The 25,195-nt window shown below is 41.4% G+C and carries 20 protein-coding genes; 6 read left to right on the forward strand and 14 right to left on the reverse strand.

Annotation, left to right across the window (positions count from 1 at the left end):
- The first annotated feature begins 172 nt into the window (after positions 1–172).
- Entirely contained in the window at positions 173–1,051 is an 879-nt protein-coding gene (locus KHB02_RS11015) for a carbon-nitrogen hydrolase family protein (RefSeq protein WP_213147564.1), read from the forward strand.
- An 18-nt stretch (positions 1,052–1,069) separates the two neighbouring features.
- Positions 1,070–1,735, forward strand: a complete 666-nt coding sequence (locus tag KHB02_RS11020) for a GNAT family N-acetyltransferase (protein ID WP_213147565.1) — start codon at positions 1,070–1,072, stop codon at positions 1,733–1,735.
- Positions 1,736–1,814: 79 nt separating this feature from the next.
- On the opposite strand, the gene rpe is transcribed toward KHB02_RS11020, so the two are convergent.
- The 6 genes from rpe to KHB02_RS11050 all read right to left on the reverse strand — a co-directional run bounded on the left by rpe (position 1,815) and on the right by KHB02_RS11050 (position 7,601).
- Positions 1,815–2,480 carry a ribulose-phosphate 3-epimerase gene (rpe, locus tag KHB02_RS11025; protein ID WP_213147566.1) on the reverse strand — a complete coding sequence of 222 codons (666 nt, stop codon included), beginning with the start codon at positions 2,478–2,480 and terminating at the stop codon, positions 1,815–1,817.
- 22 nt (positions 2,481–2,502) lie between these two features.
- Positions 2,503–3,192 carry a fructose-6-phosphate aldolase gene (locus KHB02_RS11030; RefSeq protein ID WP_213147567.1) on the reverse strand — a complete coding sequence of 230 codons (690 nt, stop codon included), beginning with the start codon at positions 3,190–3,192 and terminating at the stop codon, positions 2,503–2,505.
- Between the two features lie 47 nt (positions 3,193–3,239).
- Complete coding sequence (locus KHB02_RS11035) at positions 3,240–4,244, reverse strand: Gfo/Idh/MocA family protein (RefSeq protein ID WP_213147568.1); 1,005 nt, start codon at positions 4,242–4,244, stop codon at positions 3,240–3,242.
- Positions 4,245–4,491: 247 nt separating this feature from the next.
- Entirely contained in the window at positions 4,492–5,859 is a 1,368-nt protein-coding gene (locus KHB02_RS11040) for a dipeptidase (RefSeq protein WP_213147569.1), read from the reverse strand.
- A gap of 103 nt (positions 5,860–5,962) precedes the next feature.
- Complete coding sequence (locus tag KHB02_RS11045) at positions 5,963–7,159, reverse strand: MFS transporter (protein WP_213147570.1); 1,197 nt, start codon at positions 7,157–7,159, stop codon at positions 5,963–5,965.
- Positions 7,140–7,601 carry a MarR family winged helix-turn-helix transcriptional regulator gene (locus tag KHB02_RS11050; protein WP_338088279.1) on the reverse strand — a complete coding sequence of 154 codons (462 nt, stop codon included), beginning with the start codon at positions 7,599–7,601 and terminating at the stop codon, positions 7,140–7,142. Before KHB02_RS11050 ends, KHB02_RS11045 begins: the two co-directional genes overlap by 20 nt.
- A gap of 376 nt (positions 7,602–7,977) precedes the next feature.
- On the opposite strand from KHB02_RS11050, the gene KHB02_RS11055 reads away from it, so the two are divergent.
- On the forward strand, positions 7,978–8,775 hold the full coding sequence (locus KHB02_RS11055) for a fumarylacetoacetate hydrolase family protein (protein ID WP_213147809.1): 798 nt from the start codon (positions 7,978–7,980) through the stop codon (positions 8,773–8,775).
- Between the two features lie 135 nt (positions 8,776–8,910).
- On the opposite strand, the gene KHB02_RS11060 is transcribed toward KHB02_RS11055, so the two are convergent.
- Positions 8,911–10,206, reverse strand: coding sequence for a helix-turn-helix domain-containing protein (locus KHB02_RS11060; protein ID WP_213147572.1), 1,296 nt, complete (start codon positions 10,204–10,206; stop codon positions 8,911–8,913).
- Positions 10,207–10,418: 212 nt separating this feature from the next.
- Between KHB02_RS11060 and KHB02_RS11065 the strand changes: the two genes are divergently transcribed.
- Complete coding sequence (locus KHB02_RS11065; RefSeq protein ID WP_213147573.1) at positions 10,419–11,639, forward strand: MFS transporter; 1,221 nt, start codon at positions 10,419–10,421, stop codon at positions 11,637–11,639.
- Positions 11,636–13,066 (forward strand): M20 family metallopeptidase, encoded by a 1,431-nt coding sequence (locus KHB02_RS11070; RefSeq protein WP_213147574.1) that lies wholly within the window; start codon positions 11,636–11,638, stop codon positions 13,064–13,066. Before KHB02_RS11065 ends, KHB02_RS11070 begins: the two co-directional genes overlap by 4 nt.
- Positions 13,067–13,152: 86 nt before the next feature.
- Here KHB02_RS11070 and KHB02_RS11075 read toward each other — a convergent pair whose 3' ends face one another.
- The gene (locus tag KHB02_RS11075) at positions 13,153–14,538 is read right to left on the reverse strand and encodes an MFS transporter (protein WP_213147575.1); all 1,386 of its coding nucleotides are present in this window, start codon (positions 14,536–14,538) and stop codon (positions 13,153–13,155) included.
- Positions 14,539–14,694: 156 nt separating this feature from the next.
- Between KHB02_RS11075 and KHB02_RS11080 the strand changes: the two genes are divergently transcribed.
- Positions 14,695–16,935 carry an outer membrane protein assembly factor BamB family protein gene (locus KHB02_RS11080; protein ID WP_213147576.1) on the forward strand — a complete coding sequence of 747 codons (2,241 nt, stop codon included), beginning with the start codon at positions 14,695–14,697 and terminating at the stop codon, positions 16,933–16,935.
- A gap of 58 nt (positions 16,936–16,993) precedes the next feature.
- On the opposite strand, the gene KHB02_RS11085 is transcribed toward KHB02_RS11080, so the two are convergent.
- From KHB02_RS11085 to KHB02_RS11110, 6 genes are all read right to left on the reverse strand, one after another.
- On the reverse strand, positions 16,994–18,142 hold the full coding sequence (locus KHB02_RS11085) for a PQQ-dependent sugar dehydrogenase (RefSeq protein WP_213147577.1): 1,149 nt from the start codon (positions 18,140–18,142) through the stop codon (positions 16,994–16,996).
- Positions 18,143–18,351: 209 nt separating this feature from the next.
- Positions 18,352–20,553, reverse strand: coding sequence for an AAA domain-containing protein (locus tag KHB02_RS11090; RefSeq protein ID WP_213147810.1), 2,202 nt, complete (start codon positions 20,551–20,553; stop codon positions 18,352–18,354).
- A gap of 68 nt (positions 20,554–20,621) precedes the next feature.
- A complete protein-coding gene (locus tag KHB02_RS11095) occupies positions 20,622–21,035 on the reverse strand; it encodes a hypothetical protein (RefSeq protein WP_213147578.1) in 414 nt (137 codons plus the stop codon).
- A gap of 108 nt (positions 21,036–21,143) precedes the next feature.
- On the reverse strand, positions 21,144–23,216 hold the full coding sequence (locus KHB02_RS11100; RefSeq protein ID WP_213147579.1) for a peptidoglycan D,D-transpeptidase FtsI family protein: 2,073 nt from the start codon (positions 23,214–23,216) through the stop codon (positions 21,144–21,146).
- A gap of 146 nt (positions 23,217–23,362) precedes the next feature.
- Complete coding sequence (locus tag KHB02_RS11105; RefSeq protein ID WP_213147580.1) at positions 23,363–24,451, reverse strand: DUF4179 domain-containing protein; 1,089 nt, start codon at positions 24,449–24,451, stop codon at positions 23,363–23,365.
- Positions 24,441–24,977, reverse strand: a complete 537-nt coding sequence (locus KHB02_RS11110) for an RNA polymerase sigma factor (RefSeq protein ID WP_241113820.1) — start codon at positions 24,975–24,977, stop codon at positions 24,441–24,443. Before KHB02_RS11110 ends, KHB02_RS11105 begins: the two co-directional genes overlap by 11 nt.
- Positions 24,978–25,195 lie beyond the last annotated feature (218 nt).

Genomic DNA, 25,195 nt, shown 5'->3' on the forward strand with positions numbered 1-25,195 from the left:
CCTATTGATTTACCTTAATCCAATTAAAATGTTTGTAGGTATATTTTTTTTCACTATCTAACAAAAAAGTGTGTACTTGTTAAAACTCATTATTTACCTAATAATAACAATAACGCCATTTCATAGAAGTAATATACCTAAATTGAATTTTGGAAAAAAAGGAGGAGAGACTATGAAACTAAGAGTTTCAGCGGTACAGTATCATCTTCATACAATAAGTTCATTTGAACAGTTTTCCAACCAAGTAGAACATTATATTAAAACTGCTGCAGAATTTGAATCAAACTTTATTATATTCCCGGAATTTTTCACCACGCAGCTACTGTCTATTAGTAATAACCAAGAAGAGCCCTTGACCATTCAAGATCTTCCTAATTTCACTGAACAATACCTAAGCTTATTTAAAAATTTGGCTACGCAAACAAAGATGCACATTATTGGAGGAACCCACATTCTCCGAAAGGGTGGACAATTATATAACGTTGCACACCTATTTTATCCTGATGGAAGAGTTGCTGAACAATCAAAACTTCATCTTACTCCAACTGAAATTAAAGAGTGGAAAATAACACCTGGCGAAAAACTGGAAGTGTTTGAAACTGATAAAGGCAAAATTGCCATGTTAACTTGCTATGATATTGAATTCCCAGAAATAGTTCGGATAGCAAAGGCAAAAGGCGCAGACATCATTTTCAGTCCATCTTGTACTGATGATCGGCACGGATTCCACCGTGTTCGATACACTAGCCATGCCAGGGCTATAGAAAATCAAATCTATGTTGTGACCACCGGAACTGTTGGTTCCCTTCCAACAATTGATTTTATGCGGGCGAACTTTGGCCAAGCTGCAGTAATTACACCTAACGATATCCCCTTCCCTCCTCGTGGTATTCAAGCAGAGGGTGAAATGAATCAAGATATGATCATAACAGCCGACTTAGATTTGAACCTTCTTTATCAAGTTCGTGAAAGTGGTTCCGTCACCACTTGGCGTGATCGCCGTATAGATTTATATCCAGATTGGCTGCCCGAAAAAACTCACTCGACATAATTAGGGGGTAAAGAAGCGGTGTATTTTAAAAAATTTTTTGTCTTCAATCAAGATCGTGCCGTCCCAGCTGTAATCCGAAATTATACAGAAAAAGATTTTTCAGATTTAATCCGTGTTCAACAGGAAAGTTTTCCTCCTCCATTTCCTCCTGAATTATGGTGGAATAGAGAACAATTGAATAATCATATTACTTTATTCCCCGAGGGCGCCCTATGCATTGAGGTTGATGGGAAAATTGCAGGTTCTATGACTGGTCTGTTGGTTGATTTTGATTCTAGACATCCAGAACATACATGGGAGGAAATCACAGATAACGGTTATATCCGTAATCATAATCCCCACGGTAATACTCTTTATGTTGTTGATATAAGCGTGAGTCCCTCCTATCGAACTCTCGGATTAGGTAAATGGTTAATGATGTCAATGTATGATGTAGTTGTTTTTAAAGGTTTAGAACGATTGCTTGGAGGAGGAAGGATGCCAGGCTATCATAAAAAAGCAAGTGAACTGACCCCTGAACAATACTTGGATGCTGTTGTAAAAGGGGAATTAAAAGACCCTGTTATCACGTTTTTGCTTCGTTGTGGTCGTACCCCAGTTCAAATTGTAGCAAACTATTTGGAAGATGAAGAGTCGTGCAATTTTGGAACATTGATGGAGTGGAAAAATCCCTTTATCTGTTGAAAAAATAATCCCCATCTCTAATTCAGGATGGGGATTTGGTTATTATTTAAATAACTTGTTAAACATTATACGTCTTGACTCAATATGAAACTATTTCTTCTGCATTCCTAATTTCTCTAATTGCCTTACCCCGATCAGATTGATTGTATATCGCTGATCCAGCAACAAGGACATTCGCTCCTGCCTCAATGCAGAGTTTGGCTGTTTCCGCGTTTACTCCGCCATCTACTTCAATTTCAACATCCAAATTTTTCTCTCCTACCATTCTTGCAACCTGTCTAATTTTTGGCAGAACAGAATGTATGAAAGATTGCCCGCCAAAGCCTGGATTTACTGTCATCAGCAATACAAGGTCGATATCTTCTAGAATATGTTGGATTAAAGAGACTGGGGTGTGGGGATTTAATACTACTCCCGCCTTTATGCCTGCTGATTTAATTTGGTGAATGACACTATGCAAATGTGTGCATGCTTCAACATGAACTGTTATAATATCGGCACCTGCTTTTACAAACGCTCCAATGTATCTTTCGGGATTTTCTATCATTAAATGAACATCTAATGGTAATTTTGTGACTGGCCGGATTGCCTCTACAATTAGTGGGCCAATTGTTATATTTGGGACAAAATGACCATCCATAACATCAACATGAATATAATCGGCTCCGCCCTTTTCAACATCTTTTATTTCATCTCCAAGCCTTGCAAAGTTGGCTGAAAGAATGGAAGGTGCAATTTTGATCATCTAAAAATACCTCTACTTTCTATTAAATTTTTATTTTATTCGTATCTACAATACTCTTCTCACCATATTCTTTTTGCCAATCTTCAATAAATACTTTAACATTTGCTTCCGTTGCACGATGTGAAAAACATAATCTTAGAATATCTGGAGGGATCGTAACACCGTGAGCCCCAACTAGACAAACATCATGCACTTGTTGAACATTGTTAAAGCTTGCAGCAAGTACTTTACTGTTAAAGTGATGTTTTTCTATTATTTGTACGATCTCCTTAACCACATTCACAGCATTTCCTTCAAGCTTTTCGATACGATTAACATATGGTGTAATATACGCAGCACCTGCTTTTGCCGCTATATATCCTTGTAATGGCGTATATATGGTTGTAGCCATTGTTCTTACACCAGCTTCGCTTAATGCTTTAATGGCCTTGATTCCTTCTTTCGTTACAGGAACTTTAATCACTAATTTATCGAGTATATTCTCACGGATATATTTTGCTTCTTTCACTATTTCTTCTGCATGATCAGCTAGTGTTTGAACAAATAACTCTCTTTTACATCCGATTACTTCTCTGATTTCCTCAAGTAATTGCAAGAAATTCTTTTTTTCTTTTACAATAATGCTGGGGTTTGTTGTAACCCCATCAATTGGATAATAGTCAACAAGTTCCCTAATTTCATCTAGATTGGCTGAATCAATGATTAATTGCATATTGACAACCCCTTCCTTTGTAGCATTCAATATTTTCTACCTGAACTTCAAATTGAGTTGGTTGACACCGCCAGATCGGCTGGATAAACAAGTCCAATTTGTTTCCGTGCCTCGTCCATAACTTCTAGTGTCATTAGCGAATTTTTAAAAGAATTGATAGAAGACTCTAACTGGTTACGATTAATTAAATCAATAAATTCTTTAACTTCATAATACATTGGAAGATCTTCTTGAGATTGAGTAATATCTTCAAAACTTCCATCCTGGTATCGAATTTGCACATTTGTCGGGGTTTCAAGTTGATCGATTATGATGCTTCCTAGTTCTCCCTGAATTTCTGATGGGATATAGGAAGTGGTTATTTTGGAGTGTACGACAATGGCTTCACTTTCTTTATATTTACATAGGATACTTCCTTCACCATCTACTCCAGACTCAAGCAATAAACCATTGGCTTTGATTTGTAAGGGTTTTCCGAATAAAGCAACCATTGGATATATACAATAAACACCAATATCCATTAGAGAGCCATTGGAGAAAATAGGATTAAATGCATTTAAAATGGTTCCTTCCTTATAAGCATCATAACGGGAGGAGTATTTACAAAAGCTTGCAATATACCGACGAACTTTTCCAATTTTATGTAAGTTATTCTGAATACTTTTAAAATTGGGGAGACATGTTGTTTTTAAAGCTTCCATTAACAATACTTTATTTTTTTTTGCTGCGGTAATCATATTTTGTAATTCTGATATATTCGATGCAATCGGTTTTTCACAAAGAACATGTTTACCATTGTTCATACATATAATGGCCTGTTCTGAATGAAAAGAATTAGGGCTAGCAATATAGACCGCGTCAATTTCCTTACTTTTTGCCATCTCTTCAACATTCGTAAAGATTGTCGTAACTCCATACTTTTCGGCAAACTTTATAGCAGTTTCCTCAGTTCGAGAATACACAGCGGTTAAGGAAAAATCCTCTACCAAACTAGCTGCTTTAATAAATTTCTCGGTAATCTGATTTGTTCCAATAATTCCAAAACGTATCATAGATTGCCTCCTTGTAATTTGCATTTAATATACAAGTCACCGTTACCTAGTATACTTATTATAAATTGGATAATATCACGATGTAAGTACGCACTTTAATATCAAATAGTGTTTAAGGATATACTATGGGGGTTGGTTCTCATGCACCAAATTTGTGTCTAAAAAAAATAGTGCCTGCCACGGCCCGAATCATGTCAAAGAAATAGACAAAACGCGGGAGGTGACAGGCACTTATTCTATATGTGAATTACTTTTTAACCAGTTCCAAAAACGAACAAATCGTCAAAATGCCTTTATCAAAGTTCTCCAGGTTAAAATGCTCATTTGGAGCATGAAGATTTTCATCCGGCAGTCCGAAGCCCATTAAGACAACAGGAACATTTAGGGCTTGGTTGAAATCCGATACAATTGGAATCGAGCCGCCTTCTCTTTTGTAAACAGGCGCCTTTCCATACACATTTTCATACGCTTCAGCCGCTTTTTGAATCATCGGGCTGTCGATTGGCGTTAAGAATGGATTACCTGTATCCTGTAGAGTCACTTTTAATGTGCAGCCTTTTGGTGCGTGCTCTTCCAAATGATTTTTAATTAAGCCCTGGATCTTTTCAGGGTTTTGATTGTGGACAAGACGGCAGGTGATTTTGGCATGTGCCTCGTTCGGGATGACCGTTTTTGTCCCTTCCCCCTGGAATCCGCCCCATAAGCCGTTTATTTCCAAGGTTGGCCGGGAACTGATTTTCTCAGGGTATGGGTAATTGTTTTCCCCGCCCGTTAACTCCGTTAACCCTAACGATTTTTTCAACTTTTCTTGATCAAAGCCCAACGCTTTAATTTGTTCCTTTTCAAATTCTGTCAGTTCCTGGACGTCATCATAAAAATGGTCCACATTCACCTTACCATTTGCATCGTGAAGCGTAGAAAGCAGCTGCACCAATAAATGATTGGCGTTCTGAACGCCCCCGCCGAACATGCCCGAATGCAAATCGGAATTTGCTGTTTTCAGGGTAAATTCAAGTGCACATAAACCTCTTAAAGAATAGGTGATTGCAGGAACTCCTCTGTCCCACATATCAGAATCGGAAATCACGACTACATCACAAGCTAGTTTTTCTTTATTTTCGGATAGATACTGTGGAAGATGAGGACTTCCGATTTCCTCTTCTCCTTCGATACAGAATTTTACGTTCACCGGCAATTTTTCATTTAACGCTAGCAGGGTTTCGACTGCTTTGATATGTAAGAACGTCTGCCCTTTGTCGTCTGTTGCCCCTCTGGCATAAATCTTTTCATCGCGGATCGTTGGTTCAAACGGAGGGGTTTCCCATAAATGAACTGGGTCAACAGGCTGTACGTCATAATGCCCGTATACTAACACAGTCGGAGCATTTTCCTGGTGAAGCCAGTCGGCATAAATGATCGGATGCCCTTTTGTCTGGACGATTTGCACATGTTCCATGCCAATGCCTTCTAATTTATGGGCAATCCATGTAGCTGCTTTTTGAATGTCCTCTTTATGCTCAGATAAGGAACTAATGCTGGGAATCCGGAGCAATTCTTTTAATTCCTCGACATTTTGATTATGCTGGCTGGATAAAAACTCGGATAATTGACTCATGTTCTCACCTTTTCTAAATTATTTTCTCTTCTTATTTTATCTAAAACTAGAGAAAACAAGCAAATTGAGGCATGAGAACCGTCCCCATGCCTCAACCTATGCCTTACAGTCTGACTTCTGCAAGGGTTTCTTTTCTTTTTCCGTGCATGATGTAGTAGAGTGCCGTGCAGGCTAGGGCGACGATGGCCATGATGAGATATAGGTTACGGTAGCCGGTTAACGGGATGATGAAGCCAATCACGTATGGACCGAATCCTAGGCCTGCATCCAGTGCGATAAAGTACGTAGATGTAGCCAATCCCATCCGCTCAAGCGGTGTTACTTTCACGGCAATGGCCTGTGAACAAGATTGGATATTGCCGAATCCGAATCCAATCAGGACAGCAGCAAGTAAGAAGATAATACCGCTCCCGGCTGAACTTAATAAGAATAATCCTGCTGCAAAGAGAATAAAAGTAGGATACATTACATAGTTGGCGCCTTTCACATCCATTAATCGTCCCGTGATTGGGCGGGATACCAGGATAGCTACAGCATAGACGATAAAGAAGAAGCTTGCCACACTTACTAAATTAATTTCAATGGCATAAAAATTAATAAAAGATAGAACGCTTGCGTAACAAATGCCGGCAATCAGTGTGACCAAGGCAATTGGCAGCGCTTTTGGCTCAATATAGTTAGAAAGCTTGAATCCTCCATTAACCGCCGCTTTTTTGGCAGATGCTTTGACTTCCGGTACTTTCATAAACAAGGCAATGATGAAGCTGATAAGGCCTAAAGCCAAACAGAAACTAAAAATGGCTGAATAGCTGGTATGCTGACTCATGTATAACCCTATGAATGGGCCGATGGCAGTGGCCATGGTAGTACTCATACTGTAATAGCCAATCCCTTCGCCTTTGCGTGCGTTCGGGATAATCTGGGCAACAATCGTTCCTGTTGCGGTACTGGCTACCCCTAAAGCTAAACCATGTACAAAGCGGGTAAATAGTAAAAAGGTTACTCCTGAGTCGATGTAATATAATAAGGATGTCAAAATAAAAAAGATCAGACCCAAAAGCATCGTTTTCCTATTTCCAACGGATTCGATGATGCGCCCGATCACGAGTCGGCCAATCAAGGTTCCGATAATGAAAATCCCCGTCACTAGTCCAGCTTGGCTTTCACTGGCATGATAATGATTAACGGCGTAAACCGCGATGGTCACCAATAATAAATAAAAGATTAAGTATAAGAAAAAGTTTGCAGCCGAAATAATGATAAAGTCCTTCGTCCACAATTTAGGTCTCGCTTGTTCCAACTTCTCCATCTCCCGATTGAGTTATATTTTTTCGAATATCATCCATTACACGGATGGCCGTTTTCAGATCCTCTTCTGAGATCCCCCTTAAAATTTCTTCTTCATAGGCATCAACGGTCTCGCGGACCTCTTGGTATAACTGTTTGCCAGCCTCCGTTAATTGCATCCGCTTTTCGCGCTTATCCTTTCCACGAACCTGCACGACGTAGCCCAATTCTTCTAATTGGCCGACTGTTCTGGTAATCGTCGGTTTCTCGACGCCCTGATAATTGGAAAGTTCAACAAGGGTGGCAGGATTGAAGTTTTCCAAATAATAAATGATTGTCCATTGCGCCCTGTGCAGTTCATGCTTCCCGAGCTCAGAATTGAGCCTTTTTTCAAAAGGACGATACAGCATTAATAGTTTATGGAAAAATTTCCGTGAATAATTAATGTAAATCACCGCCTAAAAATAGTTACTCATGGTAACTGTTATCAAAGGTAACTATATTACCTTAGCAGGATTTAATAATACTGTCAATATTGTGAACACAAAAAGTGCCTGTCATGCACTCCATATAATGTCGAAGAAATCGACAAAAAGGTATCGTTGATTAAGCACATAATCCCTATAATGGTGGTCATTTACAAACACCCCTTTATCTTCTTGAAGATTACGAAATAAGCATACATGTTGAAACACATTTCATATCAAAAAGAATTTTTAAGGGGAAACACAAGGAAAAAAGGTGGAATTTTCAATAAGAAAATGGAAGAACAATATGATATAATCAGCAACAGGTAAGATACATCAAGTGAGTGAAGGAGTTCATATGGTAATGCAGGTGCTTCAAAAAACACAAACGATAGTTCGCTATCAGAAACCTAACGGTAAAGCTTCTTATGGAATTGTTGAAGATAATGAGATATTACAATTGTCCAGTGATTTTGCTGAAATTGTAAATAATGATTTGAAATTTGACGGTGTAAGGGTTAAATATAGCGATGTGAAGATTTTGGAGCCAGTTATCCCCTCTAAAGTCGTTAATTTTGGCTGGACATATGCTGGACACGCAAAAGAGACTGGAGGAACGGCCAATCTTAAAGAGCCGTTTTTGTTTTTAAAACCGACCTCTTCCTTGATCCCAGACCAGGGCGAAATCATCCTTCCATCACCTGACTTAACGCAACAGGTAGAATTGGAGGGAGAAGTGGCAATCGTTATTGGGAAGCGGGCCAAAAATGTAAAAGAAGAAGAGGCTATGGATTACGTGTTTGGCTATACTTTATTTAATGATGTAACGGCAAGGGACCTGACAAAAACCGATCCCCAATTCACAAGAGGCAAAGGTTTTGATACATTCGGTCCGTTGGGTCCGTGTATTGTGACTGGTTTAGATCCCACTAATTTACGAATCGTAACAAAATTAAATGGAACAGTGGTACAAGATGGCAATACGAATCAGATGTCCCTTTCCATCCCTTTCCTTATCAGCTGGATTTCACAGGTTATGACACTGGAGCCAGGTGATGTTTTAGCTACTGGCTCACCTTCAGGAAGCTGTCCAATGAAGTCCGGAGATGTTGTAGTTGTTGAAGTAGAGCAGATTGGTAAGCTATGTAACTTTGTGAAATAGATAATATTATTTCACAAACTAATGTCCTTTCACATTCTTGAAAACTATAAGGCATATCTAAATAAGGTGTTAAATGCAAGTATTCATCTACTACTTGCATTTAACACCTTTACTTTTAAACAATTCTTATAGAACTTATAGAAAGTTCAGCTTATAGACCTTTTTGGGTCTTCCTCTCAGTTTTTCTTGCTTTTTATGTGAGATTTTGGCTATTCCCTTTTCCTCAAGTTTATTTAAGATTCGGTTGGCCTGACGTAATGTAATCTTTAAATGAAATGCCAATTCATCCGCGGTTAGTTCATCGGTCATATTTTTTGAAATGACCGCCATAATTTTTTTGATTTGCAAGGTCGATATTTCTAATTTTTCGCTAAGCTGCTCTAACTGCGGTTCAACCGTATTGGTAATTTGTATGCAATGTTCTTCGCCAAGCGGCCCAACGATTTCCTCATTGTCAGTAATCACGAAAGTACAAGAAATTCCATGTAATTGTGCTTCTTTATTCGCGTTTTCAGCGGATGTTTTGGCCTGATACAACGAGGAACCGGATCCCCAGCCTATATATGTATTGAAAGAGAGCGTCTTATTCAGGTATTCAAGAACGGAACATTGCGTAAACTGGTTTGTTAGTTCTTTGAGTTCTCCATAAGAGGTAATAATTTCAAAGCAATCATGCTTTTTTTGGATAACAGACAATATTTTGTATTGATCATTGTACTCCATAAGCGCTTTATGGAGAAGAATTTGTTTGAAATCCAAATCAGACATGGTTTCTTGGCCTTCAATCGTGATTATGCCGATTGCCAACTGGTTGTCCATTAACCGAGCAAGCTGCACCTCATTGATGATTTGCTTCATCTGTTCCAATATGGATTCAATGGAAGGAAACATAAAGATATGAGGAATACCTGACTCTTCGAGGCGGCCAACCACATTGCTCATACGCGTAATCGATAAATCAGTCTTCCCTTGCTGCCATAATGTTAGATGCTTTTGAAATGTCCTCTCATAAATGTCTTCCAAAAACTCAAGGTCATGGGTATAGGGAAATTCCTCCTTCTTTAATACTTCCTTGAGACCCATGAAACCATTTTCTTCACTTATAAAATCAATAAAAACCCTGGAAAAGTTTAAATCTTTATTCGCATTGCTTATAGTAAATAAATGCTTATAAAAATCCCCTTCAGGGATATCCAAATAAAACGTAGGGGTTGGAAAGTGTGCAGTATTCTTGCTCAATATTTTATAACCCAATTCTCCACTGCAGACAAACCCATCACAAAATGGCTGATAGTGCTCATACAACTCCTTAATCTCGCTAATTTTTCGATAAGGAATGAAAATGAGTTCACATTGCTCCCGAATCATTGGTTCAATTTTCTTTATTCTTCCAAGCGAATAAGGAGTCGTAATCACGCCAATTTTAATCAAAAGCTATTTCGCTCCTTTCATCTGAACATAAGTACCTTTATTATACTAGTTTACTTGATTTAATACTAAACACTAACCATTTTTAGAAAATTTCCATTATAAATTATATTGTAATTCTTTAAGGTGCTAGCTATAATTAATTTAAGACATGTCTTAAATGGTTCTAAAAATCAAATATCATACTTCTAAATTTCATGAAAAGGAGATTTTCTATGAATGAAAACGTGTACAACAAGAAAACCAAAACAATTGTTTTAACCCTTCTTTTTTTAACTTGGATTGTCAACTATATGGACAAAAACTCTATGAATGTTGCTATCATCTCTATTTCTAAACAATTCCATTTAAATCCAACTCAATCGGGAATGATCATCAGCAGTTTCTTTCTAGCTTATGCGATTATGCAATTAATCGGGGGATGGCTGACAGATAAATATGGTTCAAAGAAAATTATCCTCATATCGTTAATTGTATGGTCCATCTTCACCATTTTTACTGGCTTCGCTTGGTCGTTTCTCTCATTGATTATTATTCGCTTCTTATTTGGAATTGGCGAAGGCAGCTTCCCTTCTGCTAGTTCTGTCGCCTTAGCAGAAAATTTCCCTAAAGAACAGCGTGGAAGGGCGAAAGGACTGTTGTCTGCCGCAACACAAATAGGCGCCATCACGGCTTCTATTGTGGCAGCCTTAATGATTAGTAAGGTTGGCTGGAATGTAATGTTCTATGTCTTTGGCGGGCTTGGCTTTATTTTCCTTCTTTTACTTTGGAAATACCTTCCTGAAAGAACCCAATTAAACAGAAATCAAGAAAAGCCAAAAGTTTCTTATATAAACGTGCTAAAAAATCCACTTGCTTGGAAGTTAATGCTTATTTATTTCGGGATGAGTATGGTGAACTGGGGATTAAGTTCTTGGCTGCCTTCCTATTGGGTAAACGTCCGTCATCTTGCATTAGTGAAAACGGGCCTCATTTCGATGCTGCCGATTGCATTTTCGCTTCTTGCAATCGCTCTCAGTTCCTGGGCGATCGACAAAATAGCAGCAGGGAAAGAAAAGTATATTATCATAATAGGTTCTCTCATTGGTATCATTTCGCTTTACTTAACAATGGGTGCAGCCTCTGTCCCAATGGCGCTTACATTCCTGTGCATGGCCTATTTTGGAGTTGGTCTCACCTCTGTTGTCCTTGCTCTTCCTTTGAAATATTTTTCTCAAGAGTCAATGGGAACCACAGTAGGAATTATGTATTTTGGAGGACAGATGGCAGGAACGATTGCACCAACATTAATGGGCTATACCATCACCATATTTAACGGTTCTTACTCTGGGGCTTTCACATTATTAATTCTTTCTCTTGTGATTCCTATTGTGACAAGCCTATTTTTAAAAACGAATTCTAATTCAACACAAATAAAAGGAAGTAATGCGGCATGACTGATATTCAAAAAATAATTGACATTATTGAAGAAAAAAGGGACCATTTCATTCAGGTCAGCGATCAAATCTGGGATTTTGCTGAAATCCGCTTCCAAGAAGCACGCTCTGCTGAGCTAATTTGTCAAACGCTTGAAGCGGAAGGATTCTCAGTTGAAAAAGGAATTGCAGACCTACCTACCGCTTTTGTTGGCAGCTTTGGTACTGGGAGTCCTGTTGTAGCCATTCTAGGTGAATACGATGCACTTTCAGGACTAAGCCAGAAAAGCGGAACGACCTTTCACGAACCCATTGAAACAGGCGGAAATGGACACGGCTGCGGGCATAATCTTCTAGGAACTGGCGCTCTGGCGGCTGCGATTGCTCTAAAAGAGATGATGGAACAGCAGGGGCTGCAGGGAACCGTCAGATATTATGGGTGTCCTGCTGAAGAAGGCGGTTCTGGAAAAACCTTTATGGCTAGAGCAGGTTGTTTTGATGATGTTGATTTCGCCCTTTGCTGGCACCCCTGGACAACTAATACCATTTTACCAGGGAACTCATTAGCTAATTACCAAGTATACTTTAAATTCAAAGGAAAAAGTGCTCATGCGGCTGTTCAACCTCACTTGGGAAGAAGCGCACTTGATGCCGTGGAACTGATGAACGTTGGAGTAAATTACCTGCGGGAGCACATCATTTCAGATGCAAGAATCCATTATGCCATTACAAACACTGGAGGATTTTCTCCTAATGTTGTCCAAGCAGAAGCAGAGGTTCTTTATTTAATTCGTGCACCTAAGACAGACCAAGTTAAAGAAATATACGAAAGAGTTTGTAAGATTGCTAGGGGCGCAGCGTTGATGACAGAAACAGAGGTAGAAATTGTGTTTGATAAAGCCTGCTCCAACCTGGTTCCAAATAAAACGCTTAGCGCCAAAATGGCTGAAGTAATGAATCAGGTTGGCGTGCCGGTTTATAATGAGGAAGAACTTCTTTTTGCCAAACAGCTTCATGCCACATTATCTGAAGCAGACAGAAAAAACGAATTGAACAATCTGCCGAAAGAAGTAGCTGAGGCTCTCAAGAATAAAGCGATTTCCGATATCAATAATCCTTATTCTGATGATTTAGCAGATAAACCGCTCGGAGGGTCGACCGATGTTGGGGATGTGAGCTGGCTTGTACCGACAGCGCAAATTGGCACTGCCTGCTGGGTTTTAGGGACACCGGCCCATACCTGGCAAGTTGTTACCATAGGCGCTACATCAATTGCTCATAAAGGAATGCTTCAAGCAGGCAAAGTACTAGCCGGAACAGCACTTGAAGTAATTAAAAATCCAGAGCTCCTGGAGAAATGCAAACTTGAACTTAAAGAACGCTTAGGTGGAGATGTCTATCAATGTCCAATACCTAAAGAAGTCGTTCCTGCATGTAATCGGATTTAGAAACAAAGGGACGGTTCTTCTGCTTTCGAAGCAGATGAACCGTCCCTTTTCATATCCGAAATATCAGAATCGCCCCTTGCATCCCATCATGATGCAGAAGAACCGTCCCCATGCATCACTTGCATCTTTTTAGTAATGAACAGGATTCCTGGCAGTAATATGACGGATACGATGAGTAAAATGATGGTCAGCCAATTTTGGCTGGTGTCGTTGACTCCGGCTGCGAAGATGACACCGAATACGCTGGAGGCAAGGATATTGCCTATGAATCTTGATGTCATAAACAGACCTGAGGCCGTCCCCGTTTCCGCTACAGAAACAAAGGAATAGAGCCGTGTTTGTAAACCTATATTTAGAATACCGTTACTTAATCCAATAGTCGCTAACACGATAAATATCCAGTAAAGCGGCGAGTTATGATTGATTGTCAGCAATAGGACACCGCCCACTACTCCAATAATCCCTCCGGTTAGTAACGGCTTTCTATATCCCGACTTATCGATCCAACGTGTCGCAAGCGGTGTGGTAACAATGGAAAATATGGATATAGAGAGCATGATGATACCCGTAAGTTGAGAGCTAAGCTTTAAAACAGATTGTAAATAAATCGGCATGGACAGCAGCAGGGCAAAAAAGATCACTGTTGCCAAAATATACTGAACATACACTAATGAAATATTGGGGTTATTCTTTAGGAAAATAACATCGATAAAGGGCCCCGCTTTCTTTTTTTCGAAAAAGTAAAACAAAAATGTCAGCACTAAGGAACCAATTAATGCCCATACATTCAAACCGCTTGCGAGTGTTTGGAAAAAATACATCCAGCATGTGATAAATAAACTGAACAAAATAATCCCAATTCCATCCCACTTAAATGTATTATTTGTACTCCTCACATCATTCGGAATAAAAAGAACAGCCAAAATAGCCGAAATAATGATAATCGGAAAGTTAACATAAAAAATTACATGCCAGCCGCCCTGCTGAATTAACAGTCCGCTGATGGTCGGTCCAAATGCCGCCGACGTGGTCGCAAATACCGATAGTGTGCCGATTACTCTGTTTTGATTCTTTTGAATATAGGAGCGAACAATACCGATTCCAGCAGGATATAGAGCGGATGTACCGATCGCTTGTATCGTTCTCATACCTAAGAGAAATGGCATATTCGGCGATAATGGAGCGGTAAATGAAGAAATACCTACCAACAATAGGCCAAATAAAAAGATTTTTTTCCTCCCATAAGTGTCACTAAGTTTACCAATGAGGGGCAGGAAAATAGCACTTACGATAAAATAGGAAGCAATCAACCACGTAATATCTTTTGATGTAAGCAAAAACTCATTTTTTATCTCAGGTAATGCGACCGTTATCATCGTTGTATTTAAAGGGTTCAATATGACCCCTAAGGCGATGGCAACGATCAGGAAATTTCGATTTTTAACTAAAGAAACATTTTTTGCTGCAAGCATGTACCATCCGATCTCCTCTTACCAATTTAATTATAAGTATATCATGAAACATGGGGACGGTTCTTTTGCTTCAGAAGCAAAAGAACCGTCCCTGTGCATCCTTTTACTCATTTACGGGAAAATTACTGTAAAAGATTTGAAAGGAGTGATAATTAATTGAAGAAGACTGGTTGGATTTTTATTACGTTATTTATGTTGGTTTTTGCTGGGTGTACGACTGCGCACAAGCCTGAGAAACAGCATGAGACGCAGTCTGAAGCAAAGAAAGAAAACAAGGGTGAGGACAGTAAGCCGGGTGCTGGGGATAACCAGACAAAGGATCAACTGGCCGGAACCGACTACCGTGCTTACCAGCATATGACCTACAAGGGAAAGGTTGCTCCTAAATTTGGAGCAGATGAGCTGAGCGCCCCGCCATCGGGGAATTGGCTCACAAATGGCGGAGATATTCGCAATAGCAGATACTCCCCTCTTGATAAAATCACTGCAGCTAATGTGAAAAATTTAAAATTAGAATGGGTCACAAGCTTAGGTTCCGGGACTGAGTTCAAATATTCGGGTGAAGGAACCCCGCTTGTTTATGATGGCGTCATGTTCACCATTACAGGAGCAAATCAAGTTCAGGCACTTGATGCCAAAACCGGAAAAATGATTTGGGAATATCGGCCGCAGATCCCAAGCGGCATGAATACTGTCTGCTGCGGGTGGTTAAGCCGCGGTGTCGCTTTAGGGGATGGAAAAGTCTTTGTCGGATTACTGGATGCCAGACTAGTTGCTTTAGATCAAAAAACGGGCAAGGTGGTTTGGGAAACGAGGGTCGATGATTGGGAAAAAGGCTATACGATTACAAGTGCGCCGCTCTATTATGATGGAAAAGTCTATACGGGGATTGCCGGCGGTGAATATGGAATTAGAGGGTACGTAGCCGCTTATGACTCCGAAATTGGCAGACAAATTTGGCGGAGTTATACGCTTCCTGCTCCTGGTGAAAAAGGCAGCGAAACATGGCCAAAGGGCAGCAAGGATTGGCTGACCGGCGGAGCGCCGATCTGGAACACTCCAGCGGTTGACCCCGAATTAGGGATGATTTATTTTGCAGCAGGGAACACCTCCCCAGACCTGAACGGCAGCAATCGCGAAGGAGATAACTTATTTGCCAACTCCGTTCTTGCACTGGATGCCAATACAGGAGAATATAAATGGCACTTCCAGGAGGTGCATCATGACATTTGGGATATGGACCCGGCCAATCCGGTCGTTTTATTTGATGTAAACATGAATGGACAAATGCGTAAAGGAATTGTCCAGGCCGGGAAAACAGGATGGCTATATATTTTGGACCGGACAAACGGGAAACCGCTGATTGGCATTGAGGAAAAACCGGTACCGCAAAATGCCAATCAAAAAACATCACCGACTCAGCCGTTCCCAATTGGCGACGCATTTGTACCGCAAGCCGTGACGGAAGAAGATGTGAAGCGCGATTTGCCGAAGGACTTTAAGGGTGACATTGGCAGTATCTTTACTCCTTTCTGGGATAAGCCTGTCACTCTTAAACCAACACCGCAAGGAGGAGCCAACTGGCCGCCATCGGCATATAACCCGAACACAGAGTATTTTTACGTAATGGCTAATGACAATTATTTTGCCTATGCCCATTATGCCGAAGAGGAAAAGGATCGGTTCTCCGAGGGGAAAGAATATATCGGCAGCGTCTGGCAGCCGGTGAAAAATTCACCTAGCCGCGGTACTGTAACCGCCCTTGATGTGAAGACGAATAAAATTGTTTGGCAAAAGAAATGGGATGCCATCGCTTACAGCGGTTTGTTAACGACTAAAGGTAACCTGTTATTTACCGGCCATAATGATGGACGGATTATTGCCTACGATGCTTCTAAGGGCGATCAATTATGGGAGTTTAAAATGGATGCCGGTGCAAATGCTCCGCCGATTACCTATGAAGTCGACGGAAAGCAGTATATCTCCATCTATGCCGCCGGAAATACTTTGGCTGGAACAAAGCATGGCGATAAGATCTATACCTTCTCATTGGAGGGCAAATACGGATCGGTTAAAGACTTCCCTAAAAATAAAATCAATACCTCGCCAGTTAAGCAGAATGTGAAGGAAAAACAGCAGGCTAACAAAACGAAAAAAGAAACCTCAGGCACTGCCTCGGGTGAAGCGGTTTATAAAAACAACTGTATGGCCTGTCATGGCGATGCAGGCGCAGGCGGACACAATGGTCCAAATTTACAACAGACCAAAATGGACAAGGCTGCGATTATTAGACAGGTAGAGAATGGTAAAGGCCAAATGCCGCCATTTAAAGATAACTTAACGACGAAAGAAATTGATGCAGTCGCTGATTATGTAAAGAGCCTGGGCGGCGGATGATAGCTGTCCAAGAAACAAAAAAGGTAATCGTCCTGTTTTAATGGACGATTACCTTTTTTTAGTTGGCAGATGCTTTTTCTGTTAAGGAAATATGAATTAACCGGTCATCTTTATCGGTCGGATTTCCGCGTTTGTCACGGTTGCTGGTAATTGTATACAGTTCATTGTGATCGACCAGCACATCCCTTAATCTGCCTGCTTCACTGTAAAACTCCTCAAATTTCTTGCTGGCAAGGTCATACGTAAAGATTTTCTTTCCGGCTAAGGAAGCAACAAAGAGCTTTCCATCATTAAACGCCATACCTGACGGCGCCCACGTTTGATCACCGGATTGAAGAATCGGCTTCATCATGCCTTGTACCTCTTTATCTCCTTGTGCAACAGGCCATCCATAGTTTTTCCCGGCTTGAATCAAATTAATTTCATCATGCCCTGATTCACCATGCTCCGAACTATACAGGTTTCCATCTTGATCCCAAGCCAATCCCTGTGGGTTACGATGGCCATAGGAGTAAATATAAGAATTTTTATATGGGTTATCTACTGGAACAGCCCCATTTACGGTCATTCTTAAAATTTTTCCGGCTAAGCTGTCAAGATTTTGGGCGTTCGTTGATTTGCCGATATCACCTGTAGTCGCATACAGCATGCCATCCGGGCCGATTTTGATTCGACCGCCGTTATTAACCTCGCCGCCAGGAATTTTATCCAAGAGAACCTGGTCTTCCTGCCACGTCTTATCTTCAAGCTTGAGTGAAATAATCCGGTTCAGGGTCTCGCCATCTTTCTGATAGCTGTGAAAAGCAAATGCTTTCTTTGTTGTTGCAAAATCAGGTGCTAACGTAAACCCGAGAAAGCCGGCTTCCCCTTTATTGAAAATCTTCTCAGAGGTCTTTACATTCTGAACATCTACCAAGCCGAGGTCACCATTTATTTGAATGACCGACCCTTCCCGCTGGCTTAGGAAAAACAAACCGCCATTTTTATTAATCGTCCATGGGATATACAAATGATTGGCATTCACACTGCCATCATCGGATACTGCTACCTCGACTGCCTTATTCATTACCTCGCTTGCATCCTGCTGTATAGAACCCTGTTTTTGGCCAGAATCTTTTGCATCATCTTTATCTTCCCAAAACACCGCATACCCAAGCCCCGCTGCCAAAGCAACACTCAACACACTAAAACCTATTAACTTCTTCAAAATACCACCTCAAAAATATAATTTACACAAACAGTTTAGACATATTTCAGACTATTTAAACAATGGAACATGGATTGAAGCATGGGTGAAGCATGGGGACGGTTCTCGTGCATCAATTGCGTTGGTTCGTAGGGACGTTTCCTGTGCTTCAATCGCACGAAAAAAGGACGGTTCTTCTGCTTTTGAGGCAAAAGAACCGTCCCTGTGCATCATTTTTGTTTTAACAAGTATTCGCAAATTTTACTGGAGCTTAGTCTAGCCGCCACATATGGGGGACGGATTTCTCTGGTGCCTTCGAGCGGGAGTCCGAGCCACAAAACCTTTTCGTCGAGCATGACAAACGGAAACGGAAAGTTCTCTTCCTGGTCTGAAATAACCGTTAATTTCACCCGTTCGCTCCTTTTCATTAGCTGCCCCTTCCATTCTTCCGTTAACTCGGTCCCCTTCGGCAAGGAGATGACAATGGACGACTTGGCCGCTTTCAGGTCACGAAAGACAGCTTCTAGCTTTAGTGCATGAATCCACCTTAATTTAGGGTGTTGGCTGCAAATCCATGAACCAATTTCCTTCGTCGTGACCGCTTGATTGCGCCTGACCTGATAGTCAACGAGCTGTCTTAGCGTTTTTCCTGAGTACACATGTTTTTGGATAAAATCTCGATTGCTGACGTGAAGAAATTTCCCCTTCGTTCTCGTAATCGCGACATTAATCAGGCGTTCACTGTCCTTGCCGGTTAGGAGCATCCCTGCACGGTCCTGCGGGGCACTGTCGACTGTATCAAAGATCATCACATCCCGTTCACTACCCTGGAATCGGTGGACAGTGGCCGCAATAATATCCGCTTGGCCGAGCTCATTCGTGTATATCTCTTCAAGCAGCAATTCCATCAGATTCGCCTGCGCCCGGTATGGTGTCACATACCCAATCGATTTAGCCCCGTCAAGGTAAGCTTCATGAATCAATTGAAAAGATAATAGCAGCTGCCAGAGGTTGAATCTTGAATTAGTCGCTTTATCACTCATACAATGTAAGCCCGTGAAACTTGTATCCACTAGCACGGCAGCCTGTTCTTTAAAGGGGGCAAGCCTTGTGATTCTGTTCCTGCTTTTATAAACACTCTCATGATCTCCAACCAGTGAATGATAGATATACTTGTTGGTAAAAGCAGAAATATCGGGGTGCATCCTCCGCTGTTCTTTTAATAAAAAAACTTGCGGGTGAAGTTCCCCAACGTTTAGGGATTCCACAACCCCAGCATGATGGAACACATCCTCTTTCAGCCATTTGGCCACAAGCGGATCGCGGCTTGAAGCAATCGGAGGCAACTGTTTGAAGTCCCCGCAAATAATCACCCGATGACCCAGTGCAGCTGCAAAAGCAGCCTGCGGCACATAGGCCATACTTGCTTCGTCGAGGATGACTACGTCATAGTCCTGGTCATAAACGGCGCTGTCACTGGCTGCCTTGGCCAGCGTCGTCCCGATAATGAACGCCTCTTTTACTAATTGGACTTCTTTCTTCCGGACTTTTTCCAAAAGTCTAGCAATTTGTGTTTCAAGCTCAAGCAGATGATCCGAATCTCGTTTACTAAAAGAATGAGCCAGATCCTGCTTTAAGTTACGTCTTTCTTCTATTAGTCTCTCTCGATCCTGGGCTAGGAGTGGGTCCTGTTTTTCAATGAGCAGACCTGTGGTAATTTCGTGATGGGCCGACAGCGTATCACCGCCACCACCACCATAGCGAAGTACATCCCCTTCCCGGAATCGGTTTTTCCTTTTAATAAAATCTGTCAGTTCGCCCATTAAGACATCGACAGCTTGATTGCTATGCGACAGAATCAGCACCTTTTTCTGCTGAAAATATTTGTTGGCTGCCGTTCTGGCTAGGGTGTACGTTTTGCCCGTTCCCGGCGGCCCCCAGACAAACGTGACGGGATTGTATTTTGACCGCAACACCACTTCGTGGACATTGCTCTTAATCTTGTCTGCCGGATGCTTGGTTTCCATCGAAGGATTCATCAATCTTTTCACTCTCAGCCGCTTTTGCTTGTTTTTTTTGATTTCATCCAAGCGTTCGATTAATTGCTCGAGCAGTTCCCAGGGATCATGCAGCAAAAATGCATCGGAAATGAGGTCGCCAAAGCTTTGCTCCAAAGCAAGGATGACTCCCCTGCCCTCGGAAGAAAGCACCTTTCCGCTGCTTTTCATCGCGCCCCATTCCAACTTTATCGCCGAACCAACAGGTATCCTTAATGGAATGGCTGTATCAAAATAATAGCTGTAGGCTTCATCGTTTGATAACAGCCTGCCATTCGTCACAATATAACGGCTTCCGCCGTACTTTTTTAGGTGATTAATCTCATTTTGAAGGGCTTGCTGCCACTCTTTTAGATAGGTTTTGGTTGTTGTCATTTGGATCTCCTTTTGAAACACAGGGACGGTTCTTCTGCTTCTTGAAGCAGAAGAACCGTCCCCATGCATCATTCTCCTTCCTCCTCGTCCTGCTCGTCTTCCTCCTGTAATTTTTGGATTTCATCGGAAAGCTGCTCAAACGCTTGGAGTCGAAATTTCGCACTGGCAATTAGGTCATCGATGATTTGAATAAACGTCTCATAATCAATCCTATTTTCGCTGCATTCTTGAATCATCCTTATTAAATCTGCCTCATACAATTGATATCTCTCTTTAAACGTTTCATTCTTCATCGTTAGGAAATACTCTTCATCCACAACGAATTCATTAAATATTTTTTTGGTCAATCGTTTTTTTGTGACTTTTATTTCTTCTTGATCCTGCTGACTTTCATAATGCTGCGCATCCTCATATTCTGAGCAAAGCGTCGCATAAATTTTCTCAAGCAGCTCCGTCGGCTCTAAATATCTTAAATTCGGCATCTCGAAAACCTCCCATATCTAGTTATTTCCAAATATCTACTGTCAAACACGGGAGTGATACATGGGGACGGTTCTCGTGCATCAAAAAAAAAGGGCGGCTCTTCCGCATTATGAAGCAGAAGAACCGTCCCCATGTCTCATTAAATTGAAATATGCTTTCAGTATTCCTTGCCCGATTTTTTTATTTACTGGATGGGAATCTGTGAGTGTATTGGGAACGACAATGGAAAAGGCGATCTCTGGGTCATTAAATGGTGCATAACCGACCAATGTTAAATTATAAGTGGGTCTGTCGGTAATGAGTTTTTTCTTGATTGGGTCATAATAGAATGCTTCCGCTGTCCCTGTTTTCCCTGCAATATTGTAGGAACGAAACGGCTCTTCAGCAAAGGAAGATGTAGCAGTCCCTCCAGCTTCTTGGTAAACCTTCCTTAATCCTTCTTGCACTCTTTTTATATGACTAGGTTCCATATCTATGCGATTCAGAACAACTGGCTCTATTGATGAATAAACAGGCCCCAGCTCTTTTTCCGTTGTGGATTCGTGAATTTCTTTTACTATGGTTGGCTTTATTCTATTTCCATTATTAGCAATTGTGGCAATATATTGGGCCAATTGAATGGGAGTATAGGTATCAAACTGGCCAATCGCAAAATCCAGAGCTTTACCGGGGATGGAAGTTTCCCCCGGAAGACCTGTTGCCTCGTTTGGCAAATCGATCCCCGTCCTAACGCCTAGACCAAATTGGTTAAAATAATACCTAAAGGTTTTGAAAACCTTGGTACCTCCAGGCAGCTTCATATTGGGGTAATATTCTGTCCCCATCATTTTTATCGCTGTTTTAAACATATACACGTTCGATGATCTTTTTAGCGCTGTTAAATCGTCAATCACGTCCATGTTGGTATACGATTTTTTGACAGGTGTACTTTGAATGTTTAGCGGTTCATCCAGGATCGGGGTACCTGGCCGTATGACGCCAGTTTTAAAACCCGTCAATACAGTAGCGCCTTTTACCGCAGATCCCATGGCATAGGAAGAGGTAATGGTCCCTAAAGCATAATCATTCACTGTCCACTTCCCATCTTTTTGCTCGAGTTTTTTCCCGGCTAAGGATAGAACTTCCCCTGTTTTTGGGTTCAGCATGACAACAAAGGCACAATCCAAGAATGGCCCTCCACCATTGATCTTTGCGGACATCAGTTCATTCGCCAGAATTTCTTCCACTCGCTTTTGCAATTCTATGTCGATCGTCAACACCAAGTCTTTTCCTGGCTTCCCTTCGCTCATTACCTTGCTCGAAATGATGTTTCCGGTATTATCCGTCTCGTATTGGATTTTTTCTTTCTGTCCTTTTAAAACACCCTCATATAATAACTCAATTTGACTTTTTCCCACACGGTCATTACGGCTATATCCTCTAGGAAGATAGTAATCTAGTGAATCCCCAGGCAGTCCTTCTTTTGAGGTCGTAACATTTCCTAAAACAGACCGAAAGATATCCCCATTAGGATACTCTCTCTTCCAATCCGTAACGACATCAACGCCTGGAAGAAGGTCCAAATTTTCGCTTACGACAGCCAGTTCTTCTAATGGAACATCTTCATTTTTGACGATTTGTGGTGTCAAAGCATAGCCGCCTGCCATCTCACGATAAATAGCTGCGACTTCCAGCTCCTCTTGGCTGATTTCAGCCAAGTCTGTTTTCGGATCAATTCTTTTTAGCTGCAGCTGGTATAATTCTTTATTGGTCAAATCTTTATTACTTTTTTCTTTAGCTGTCAGCTTTTGTTCAGCTTTTTCCGGCCGCGTTAAGATCCAGTAATCCTTTAAATCCCGCTCTGTTAATTTATCAGTATCTTTTTCTATGAGTTTTGCCAATTCTTGCGCAACCTTCAGTACTTCCTGATTGGAGATATTGATATCCCTCGTATAGGAAATGGTATTAACCGACAAGTTGCTGACGATTGGCCTTCCAAATCGATCATAAATCTCCCCCCTTGGAACGGGGTGGTTGACTGTAATATTATCAGTTCGCGCAATCTCTTTTTGATAATCTTCACCATATACAATTTGCACCACACCCATCCTAAAAATAAGGACAGAAAACAACAAAAAGACAATCACGAATAGAATATTAACTCGGGCCAGTTTCACGTTTTTCTTTTTATTCTCTGTCATCCAACCAACCTCTCACTATCACCTCATACAGTAGTTAGGTCTATTTTACGTTGTAAACGGAAGGAATTTCCAGTAATATGCATAGAAACACAGAAGCATGGGGACGGTTCTTCTGCATCATGAAGCAGAAGAACCGTCCCCACTCATCATTTTGGTATCGTAAACGGAAGGACCCATTTTCCTGCGATTCCGTCTATCCACTTGATGACAAACCGATATTCTCCTGCTCCTTCGAGCGGCGGAAACAGGATATCCCCCGTTCCAGCCCTAGAAAACCCGCTTGTTCTAAATCCTGCGGAAAGGAATTCATAACGGGTGCCATCTGAGGCTTTTTCAATATACATCACCAAATTTTCATGTGCCACTGACTTTTTAAATTCAGCAGTATAGTCGAGTTTTGTTGAGCTTGGAGTCAAGGTGACCTTCTTGAGCTTTATTTCCACTTCTTCATTGCTAACAACTGCTGCCGGATGAATTGTTTTCTTTGCATCCTGCCATTCCTGCACCCACTCCATAGTCCAAGGCCCAACCTTATCCTTTGAAAAATCAGCTGTCGTCCAATTCAGTGCCCCTATTTCCAGATGGAACCTGACACCCAATACTCGTTGCCAAGCCGGTGCAGCAGGAAATTCAATCATTCCTTTATTGGCATCCGCATCCATGCTGACACTATAAGATTTGTACCGTGACATCCCAAATTGATCGACCAGCTTAATACCCTCCGGCATCCAGCCCCCTGAATCCCCAGGGGGCGGGTTCAGTTGAAAAAAGATAACGGTACGGTTGCTATCTGCATAGGTTCCGACGATGTCGATACGAAAACCATCAACGGTTGCCGACAGCTCCTGAGCTTGAATATTCCCTTTTTTCGCCTCCCGAAGCAACCCTACATCTTGCTTGGAAATGAGGTGTTCCGCAAATGGGACTGACCGGACGGCAGCATAAGCAAATGCCTCCCACCTTGGCATGGCGTAGAAGCTAAATTTCAGAAGACCCAATATCAATACTAGTACAGAGGCAGTTAATATCGTTCTTTTAGCAGTAAGATACCAGACTTTTGCTTTTATTGTACTTTCCGTCTTTAATGTATCCCCCTCTGCCATCGCCCGTTCTGCCATTTTTGCAAAATCAGGATATTCACTGATTTCTTTCTGAAAATAGTTTCTTAGCATGTTTTCAACTTCTATATCCTCAGGGTTGCTGACTGGCGCAAACCTTTTATCGTCATTGTTCATGATTTGCCCGCTCCTTACCAAAATGATGAGTGTATTCCTTAGGCATGTTCTTCCTTATTGTTTTAAGCGCTCGATGAATCCGCGACTTAATCGTTCCTTCCCGCATTCCTGTAATTTCAGCAATCTGCCGGAAGGTAAATTCTACTGCATAGTGCATCGCAAGCAAATGGCGGTCCTCCTCAGAAACCGTTTGAAGAAGCCAGTCAATTTCCTCGCGGTCTTCGATTCTCTGGTAGGAAGAATGCGCATCTGCCTGTTCCCATTCCAGGTTGTGCGGCGTCTCACGATTCTTGGTTTTGTTTTTATCAAGAAATACATGCCACAATACCCGGAAGAACCAGCCCTTTAGATTAACGCGTACACCTTTCCCTGATTTCCACGTCCTAAGGAAAGCCTCCTGCACGACATCCTCTGCTTCACTCCTATTTCTAGTCCAATACAACGCCAAGCGAAATGCTTCGGGACCCACCGTCTCACAAAACCTCGTATATTCACCCGGACTATCGATTCTATATTCGTCATTCACTAAAGCCAAGCAGCACACACTCCCTCGAAAAGCCTTCTATATAATACGACTTTGATTATCCAAAAATCGTTGCATAAATTTAGTGAAACATGAGGCAGAAGAACCGTCCCCATGCATCACCACGCATCACTATTGAATAATGCGATAGTTTCCAATCGGATATATCTATATATTGTATTGCATAATTACCAGAAAACAGTAACATTAATGATATACGT

It is taken from the genome of Neobacillus citreus, assembly GCF_018343545.2.
In the GTDB taxonomy this organism is placed as follows: Bacteria; Bacillota; Bacilli; order Bacillales; family Cytobacillaceae; genus Neobacillus; species Neobacillus citreus.